Source organism: Rheinheimera sp., from assembly GCF_030824435.1.
GTDB lineage: Bacteria > Pseudomonadota > Gammaproteobacteria > Enterobacterales > Alteromonadaceae > Pararheinheimera.
Window position 1 is genome coordinate 55,688 of sequence record NZ_JAVBXS010000052.1, and the last position, 8,108, is coordinate 63,795.

Below are 8,108 nucleotides of genomic sequence, written 5' to 3' on the forward strand. Positions count from 1 at the left end.
GTTAATCAGAGCCTAATGGACAAAGCCAATGGTTCTGTTGGGTTGCTTGCGGTTGTTTTCGCCTTTCAGCAGCTCGAGTGCCGAAGTGCGATGGTTTTGCTTGGGTTGAAACATCATGCGACGAGCAAGGATTGCAAAATCGCCTGGGGTCAGCAGCTTGAGCTGAGCTAGTGCGCTAAGCTCTTCATCTGCCAGCGTTTTAACGCTCAGAGCGCGCTTGTAGAGCGCTATCACTTGCGGTGCAGTCAAGTAGTCACAGTCGAGCTTAAAATCGAATCTACGCAGTACAGCTTTGTCTAATAGCGTCTCGTAGTTTGTTGCTGCGAACAGCGGCTGAGTGAAGCACTCCATCTGTGCTAGCAGTTCGTTAACAAGCGTCAGTTCATGGTGTGATTTCAGTCGCTCCCTGCTGGTGAGCAGGCTGTCCACTTCATCGAGCAGCAGGATTTTCTGTTCGTGGTGGGCGGTTTCAAATAACCGAGCCACCTGCTTTTCACTATCTCCCACGTATTTACTTAAGATGTCTGAGCATTTCACCCGAAACAGGTCATGGTCGTTCTGCTCGGCCAGATAATGCGCAAAGGCGGTTTTACCCGTGCCAGGCGGTCCACATAACAGCACCCGTACGGGCTGTTGGTGTTCCACCGCATAGGCAATTTCATTCAGTACCTCTGGCCCTTGTTTCAGGTTCAGTAAGGTTGGGTCGAATGCCATTTGTTGTTTGTACGTCAGGCCATCTTTCCACAGCATGCACGCCCGTAATGTTCCTTCCACCACATCACCAATCACTTGCTGCGCTTCACTACTGGCAACCGCCATGGTGTTGGCGATATAGCCTGCATTTTGCAATATGGCAGGGGTTATACTTGGCGTATTGACCAGTGATTTCGCGTATTTCTCACTGACCGATAAGCCCTTAAACGACTGTTTTGCAATCGACAGCAGGGTTTTCTTATCCGGCTGGCGCACTTCTTCGCAGAGCTTAAAGCGCCTGATGTAGCTGTTTTCCAGCTCATAGACATGGTTGGTGATCCAGATACAAGGCACTTCGGATTGCTCAATCATCCGGTGTAGTGTCTCTTTGCTATAACCCCCATCAGCCTGACGAAACAAGCTTTCACATTCATCTATCAATAAGATGGCATCCGATGAACCCGCCAGTAGGCGCTGCAACAAGGCCAAGTGTTCAAGACGCTGACCACTGGCATTTTTGGCACTGAACTCGTTGCTGGGCTTACCTTCATCCATTTTCAGGTTGCGCACTTCAAACAGTATGCGGCCACTGTAGTCAGCCAAGGTTCGCGCTAACTCGGTTTTGCCGTTGCCTGCATCACCATAGAGTAAAATGCTAACCCCCCCATGCTGCTCCGCACAGGCTTGATGCAGGTACTGACTTAACAGGTCGGTATTCACATGCGGGAAGTGTTTGAGCCTAAACTTTGGCTCAGGGCTTGGGTGCAGCATGGTATGCAATAGCATTTCTTTGCTATCCACCTCTTCACGCATCAGAGTTTGTAACATGGGGCGTGGTATGCCCATGGTATGAATTTCACCACAGTCATAGCCCTCTAAAAACAGCCCCTGTGCCACCAAAACCATCAAGTATTCCAACACTTCAGCACGGCTTAACCCTGCTTGCTGCGCAATAAGGTCAGTAAAATCCTGCTCTAACAGGGTGAGTTCAGTCGCCTGAACCAAGTGGTGTAAGCCTGTATTAGCGTTATGCACCAGCACGAATTCAATCACCTTTGCCATGGTGTCTGGGACACCAAATAGTCCACACAGATTCAGGCAGTTTTGCTGCATCAGCTTGGTTTGTGCTGGGTAGCGGTCATCTGTATTGAGCAGGTCTAATAGCTCTGAGTGGCTGCGCTGGACTGGCCCCAATTCACGCCTGCAGATGATGCGATTCACCGTGGATGGGGTTAACACTTCTTCGTCGTGTTGCTCCAGCAGTTCATTCACAATAAGCATGGCAAACTGCGCTGCCAGATAAGGGCTTTGCTGCGCAGCATTAGAAGCGCGGCGGCTCATGGCTTGCTCCGATAACTTAAGTTCAACGCTGCATTTTGCATAAACTGGTGGTCGCGTTTGTCGTAAATGGTGGTGGTGCTGATATCCGAATGGCCTGCCATTTGACGCACGGTATTGAGGTCTACATTCTGCTCTAACAGCTGGGTAATGAAAGTGCGCCGTAAGTCATGCGGGGAAGCGTTCTTAACGCCAATCAGTTCCAGCTTTTGCTTAATCAACCGATAGATGGTGGACACATTCATGCTGTCCATAGGCTTCACGCTGCCATTGGCATAGACAGAGCACAGCAAATAGCCGGTGTCTTTACCCCGAAAGCGCGACCAAGAAGTGAAGTATTCCTGTGTCCATGGGGGTAAAAACAGGGTTCTGCTTTTGTTACCCTTGCCACTTCGTACAAACAAGGTCTGTGCCTGGCGGTTGTGATCTGCAAGCTCTAACGCTGCCAGCTCACTGCGACGAAGACCCGTACCGAGCAAAAGCGCAAACACCAACTGATTGCGAATGCCAATGGGTGACATATCATCCCGCAGCAAGCGAAACAGCTTTTCAACCTGCTTTACGGTCAACGGGTTGCCCTGATGCTGACCATGCTTAACCTGTGTAATGGTTTCTAAGTGCGCAGACTGTTGCTGCTCTGCAAGGTCTGTCAGAACAGCTACTTTCACGATGCCACGAATAGCAATAATGGCTCGGTTGATAGAGCGGGCTGACCAGCCTGCATGCGTCAACACAGAGCGAATATGTAGCGCTTGCTGATAATCTACTTTATGCAATCGCTCTGCTCGTTCTTCTTCCGGCCAGTTCATTAACTTGCCAACGCTATTGAGCTGTGACGCTATTGAGCGCTGACTATTGGGCGACAAACGGCTGATATACAGCGCATACGGGCTAGCTGTAGACATAGCGTATCTCCGGTGTGTTTTTGTATGTAATTGAGTCTTAAAAGGGGGGAACACAGAAAAGCAGTGCTACACCAAGGTAGCACTGGTTGCCGGACGATTTGAAGGGGTATTTTTGCTACGGATAAGCGACCCTAACATTGTAGCTCTTGGTTTATAACACCTTGAATATACTCATAAGCGAAACAGAGTTCTTCTACATTTAGATCTTGGGCCAATGCTAAAAAGAATGCTCTTTTTGCATCTGTTTTACTTAGATTTTTACGTGCTTTCGATGCAACTTTTTGGCTTATTTCATTAAGTTCTCTGTGATTATTTTTTGTGCGAAGTGGCTCTAATCTCTCGACTTTTTTAATGTCATAACCGTTTTTTTCGATTTCCTTAATCAGCTCAATATCTTGCTCTGTTAGTTTCGATTGAACTGCGACTCCTACCTTAAATAGCATTAAATATTTTTGTGGATCCACTTCTTTGACTGGTTCGTCGTCATCCTCGTCATCCTCGTCATCCTCGTCGTCCTCGCCGTCCTCGTCGTCCTCGCCGTCCTCGTCGTCCTCGTCGTCCTCGCCGTCCTCGTCGTCCTCGTCGTCCTCGTCGTCCTCGTCGTCCTCGTCGTCCTCGTCGTCCTCGTCCTTAACTTTATTACTACTGTCTTCCTCGCTACTTTCCTCTTCTTCCTCTTTAGGAAACAATTCACAGTTATCAACGATAAATTGAATTTGTTCTTCATCTTTTAAAACAGGGACTGCCTCTAATAGCATGCCAATGTTGCCTGAGTCGCTGATTAAGCCGCGCTCATTCATAAGTTCTAAGAATGCATCTAAGGTTTCTCTGGACAGTGTTTGGAGAAACTTTCTAGCGCATTCTTCACTTTCAAACATCTGGTTATATTGGTTTCCATTTAATGCTTCAGCAATTGCATCTTCATTTTTATTACCCTCAGCCAAAGAAAGGAGTGCGAACTTAAGTTGCTGATAGTTAAAGTATCTTCTGTTCATGTGTTCATGAAAGAACTGAGGAAAATCTTTTTGAATTATTGCCCGCATTTCCATGGGGGTATATTCAAAGCCCAGTTTCCACTTGAATTCTGAGTCGTTGTAGTCAATGCTGCTATTTATTACAGATACACCATCACTTCCTTGCAAGGTCGGTTCATCTGATGTTTTGCCATAGATCGTAAATTCATCATCTAGGAACCTTGTTGAGGTAGAAACATAGTCTTCATCATAGACTTCTCTGTTCATGCAATTTTCTTTGAAGTCCTCGTTGAAGTAGTTCCTACCTGTTACTAGGGAAGTGGCTTCCTGCACTTTTTTTGATGTCATTTTTTTTGTGTCAAGATTGTTCCTGTCGGTATTGTTATCGGCACAAATCCTGTTGATGATCCTTTCACGCGTTGAGCTGTCAGTAATTTTTGCAAGTGTTCTCATGGAGCTGTCACTAAAATACCCAATCTTTTCAATGCCAAAATGTTCAGCGCAAATTCTTGCTGCTTCAAGTTGTTTGATAGCACTGTCATACGTCAGTGAGGTCTCTTTAATAACAAATTGCTTCATATTGCTGTATCCCAGCTTTAAATAAGACTTGGTATACCAGACAATGAATAAAGCCATTTTGACAAGTGCTTCTCCGACTTTAATAGCTGTTCTGCACTGAATAGCTAACTCTTCAGATCCCTGTCCGTCGTTTTCGTTGTACATTTCCAGTAAATTTTGGTTTATTTCTTCAAGATTGACCGATTTTTCATTTGCAACACGATTTTCATTTTTCATGATTTTAAGACCTTAATTTAGCTTTTGATTTTCAAAATTCAGCTACCCATTTGCACTTGTATGGCTTCTAAAGTCGCCACTTTGCAGGTGTTGCTTTTATTGTGTTTTGAATGGCGCGCTATTCAGTGTTAGGCTATTATTCGAATCCTTAACCAACAGCCCACTGTCTGCTTGAGCAGGTTGTGATGTAAGAATGGAATTTTCGGGTATTGAGGCGCTCGGTTTCTGCGAATCCAATGCAGTTGAGTCTTTTATAAGTTCAACTTTATGAATACTTATGCTGGTGCCTTCCCAAGTTTTTTGCGTAATCTGTTTTGGTTTCATTTCAATACATCCTCATTAAATACCTGCCTCTCAGGTACAGACGCATTATTCACTCATAAGCCAAGTAAAATTTACTGAAAGCGTTTTTGAAGACCTATGCCCTGCAAGCTATGTCCTGCAAGGCTTTCAGACCTGCCTGTGAGATTTTGTTGAATGAATTTAAAACCCTTATTTTGCACATGCCCGCAGCCCCTTATTTTTAAGCTGTTCAGGTGTGCTTGATTTTTCATGCTACATTTAAGAATCATTAAAAGTTCTTAAGTGGCGTAAAAATGAGAATTGGTACGAAAAAGAACCCGATAAAGCTAGTAAATGAGTCGATCTCGCGTCGATTGTTATTAGCTCATTGTAAAAATACATCGTCTAAACACTTCGATTTCCACTCTTTACCCAATTTTGGGGAAGATTGTTTTATAGAAAACGTGTTATTTAACCCGCATCTCACTTTGCCTGAGGTCAAACTAGCCATTTATTTTTTTGGGGAACTTGCTGACGGTGGCCAGATTTTCACAACGTCTTTTGCTGAGGATTTCCGGCCTGCACTGCTATATGGTGATGTCTTTGAAGTTGATGAGGAATTTATAGATGGGATGGCGATAGGCTCTGATGAGTCATTGCGCTCTGAGGTAGCATACTCAAATGAGGGGTATTATACCTCATTGCCTCTTATTACTTCTCGCATGGGCATGAAACTGACATCCCAAAGACTTATCAATTTGTTACGTAGACTGCATGATTTTGGTTATGTAACAGTTACGGACATAACTCCGGATAACAGTTACGAACCTCCGAATAAAGCAGATAAAAAAGTCAGTCGTGCCAGATTAAGGCATATAAGATTACATAATGGTATGCGCAAGAAAGATTTGACTGGTAGGTGGCTTTCTAAACGCCTCAAACCAAAAAAGCCTAAACAAGCGTTAACCAATCAGAAGCCTGTATGACCGAAGCATTTGATGGATAAAAGTGTAAATTCTTAACAATGTTATCTAAACGATTGCTCTTTAAGGTCAGAAGAGTATGTAATTCAGTTGTTTAGTGTTTATTAGTAGCCTGGAGTGTAAACCGTGCCCAATTCGAGCGAATCTGCTCAACCATCATTCATAGAAATGGTAGTGCCTAATAAAATTTTTGAAATTACACGATTTGAGTCGGCACATATTGAGCATAATTGCTCAATTACGGCACTAATAGACCCTGTTACTATCGGGTATATCTATGATTTAGACCGGATAGTAAGTGTTCTAACAGACCCTGATATCATTAAGTACCAAGACAAATTGCTTCAGGAAGCAGTGAAGGGTATCAGTGATAAAACGGTCGATATTGATCACATACAAATTGGTCTAAAGCTTACAGAGCAAGATTACGATGTTCTAATGGATAAAAAGACAGGTCTTACTAATGTTAAAACCAAGAATCGTATGGCAAGGCTGCATGTCACCCGTAAGGGGTTAGGTGCAGTCAATCGAGGGTTTAAAAAATCAGATAGGAGGCCGTTTTTCTCACATAAGTACCGGATGTTCATGGATGCCGATCTGTACAGGTACATAGACGTATTGATCGCTGATCCTAGACACCCCCGAAATCAGCGGAAATTGGCTTATAACTGCCTGATCGAATGCATCCCCACACGGCTTACGCCGCAGCACATCTCCCTGATGTTATTCCACATTAAGTCAGCTCTGAAACCCGGCAGATACGATCAACTAGTAGAGTATGGATTACTACTGCGTATAGATACCGGATATATAATGCATGGGGTGTCCCAGTTATTCGCTTTCACAATGCGTAACGACACAAATGTTAAAAAGGGTTCCTGCATTCCTGATGATGGTCGTGCTGTTGAGACCACTTATATTGGTCATAGAGACTACAAGCATGTCATAGCCTATGACAAAGTGCTTAAAGAAAATAAGCTGTTTATTGAAAAGGTATTTGGATGGCAACGTATAGATTTTGAACGTATAGCCGATCAGATTGAAGGACTTGAACAGTGGTTTCCTAATCAAGCGGCTAGCCTTCGTATTGAATCACGCGAGCTGCTGGCTAAGGAACCTTTGCTGTTGCGTGAAATGAATGACAGCTCTTCATTATTACAAGATGTGGTGTTTGTGCGTCCTGAGGCCTTGTTGGATATCGAATCGGAGAAGCTAAAAGATCTTTTAAAAAACAAATCACTATATAAAGTTCGGTCGTTACGTAAGCGCTTAGCAGCTGCTCACAAATATATGTCAAACAAGTACCTAATTAAGTTTGATGCTGAACAAGTTCATGCCGCATTTACTCCGATTGTTAACCAACTAAAGCAGAAGATCCTTCACCCAAGTAATAGGCTACCGGAGCCATTTCCTATCAACTACTCTGCTCAAGTCATCGCTGCCAGACAGTTGGTTAAACCTCTAATAGAAAAGTTACGAAGTAAGCATGATTCGCCTAACAAAATTGTGAGATCTGCCAAATCTGCTATTTACGTTGAAGGTTGTCCTGGCTCTGGTAAAACAAAGCTGATTATTAAACGGGTGAAGCACCTTCTGAATTCAGGTGTTGATGCAGCGAATATTTGTGTACTGGCATTTACGAGGGAGGCCAGCAATGAATTTAAAACACGGTTGAGTGAAAAAGGCTTATTGCGGCCTGAAATGTTCGTAGGCACGTTTAGTTCTTGGTGTAACCAAGAGTTGCTTAATCGACCCCATGGCAAGGTGCTCAATCAAGAAAAATGTGTTGAAGCAATCAAACAGCTGTTGCCTAAAAAAGGCAAACTAGTTCGCAAGTTTGATAACGAGGATTTAGCGCGAACTATTTTCAGTATATTGAGTTATGCCGCCAACTTTGATCAGCCCAAGTATGACACCTGTATAGACAAAATCGCGCCACAGTTAGAGGATTTGAAAAAGGAAGTTATTGGCGTTATCAGTGAATTTGCCGAATGGAAAAAGGAGGGCGAGATAGTCGATTTCAACGACTTACTGGTTAAATCGCGTAACCGACTAACTGAGAAGAAAAAAGCTGACAAAACTGCCAATCGATTTGAGCATATTATTCTGGATGAGGTTCAGGATACTAACTCTGTTCA

General features: G+C 43.8%; 6 protein-coding genes. 2 read left to right on the plus strand and 4 right to left on the minus strand.

Features of this window, described 5'->3' with window-relative positions:
* Positions 1–12: 12 nt before the first annotated feature.
* From RCH83_RS11600 to RCH83_RS11615, 4 genes are all read right to left on the minus strand, one after another.
* Positions 13–2,034: an AAA family ATPase gene (locus RCH83_RS11600; RefSeq protein WP_306522189.1), complete on the minus strand. Its 2,022-nt coding sequence runs from the start codon at positions 2,032–2,034 to the stop codon at positions 13–15.
* Positions 2,031–2,840 carry a tyrosine-type recombinase/integrase gene (locus RCH83_RS11605; protein ID WP_306522192.1) on the minus strand — a complete coding sequence of 270 codons (810 nt, stop codon included), beginning with the start codon at positions 2,838–2,840 and terminating at the stop codon, positions 2,031–2,033. The genes RCH83_RS11600 and RCH83_RS11605 overlap by 4 nt, the downstream gene beginning before the upstream one ends.
* Positions 2,841–3,067: 227 nt before the next feature.
* Positions 3,068–4,705, minus strand: a complete 1,638-nt coding sequence (locus tag RCH83_RS11610; protein WP_306522194.1) for a hypothetical protein — start codon at positions 4,703–4,705, stop codon at positions 3,068–3,070.
* Positions 4,706–4,801: 96 nt separating this feature from the next.
* Positions 4,802–5,029, minus strand: a complete 228-nt coding sequence (locus RCH83_RS11615) for a hypothetical protein (RefSeq protein WP_306522196.1) — start codon at positions 5,027–5,029, stop codon at positions 4,802–4,804.
* 272 nt (positions 5,030–5,301) lie between these two features.
* On the opposite strand from RCH83_RS11615, the gene RCH83_RS11620 reads away from it, so the two are divergent.
* Both RCH83_RS11620 and RCH83_RS11625 read left to right on the plus strand, forming a co-directional pair.
* The gene (locus RCH83_RS11620) at positions 5,302–5,973 is read left to right on the plus strand and encodes a hypothetical protein (protein ID WP_306522198.1); all 672 of its coding nucleotides are present in this window, start codon (positions 5,302–5,304) and stop codon (positions 5,971–5,973) included.
* A 123-nt stretch (positions 5,974–6,096) separates the two neighbouring features.
* A partial coding sequence (locus RCH83_RS11625) for a UvrD-helicase domain-containing protein (protein WP_306522200.1) occupies positions 6,097–8,108 on the plus strand: 2,012 nt, incomplete at its 3' end.

Coding starts and splice junctions, on each gene's coding strand:
- RCH83_RS11600 (WP_306522189.1), bottom strand. CDS start 2,034: ATGAGCCGCCGCGCTTCTAATGCTGCGCAGCAAAGCCCTTATCTGGCA.
- RCH83_RS11605 (WP_306522192.1), bottom strand. CDS start 2,840: ATGAACTGGCCGGAAGAAGAACGAGCAGAGCGATTGCATAAAGTAGAT.
- RCH83_RS11610 (WP_306522194.1), bottom strand. CDS start 4,705: ATGAAAAATGAAAATCGTGTTGCAAATGAAAAATCGGTCAATCTTGAA.
- RCH83_RS11615 (WP_306522196.1), bottom strand. CDS start 5,029: ATGAAACCAAAACAGATTACGCAAAAAACTTGGGAAGGCACCAGCATA.
- RCH83_RS11620 (WP_306522198.1), top strand. CDS start 5,302: ATGAGAATTGGTACGAAAAAGAACCCGATAAAGCTAGTAAATGAGTCG.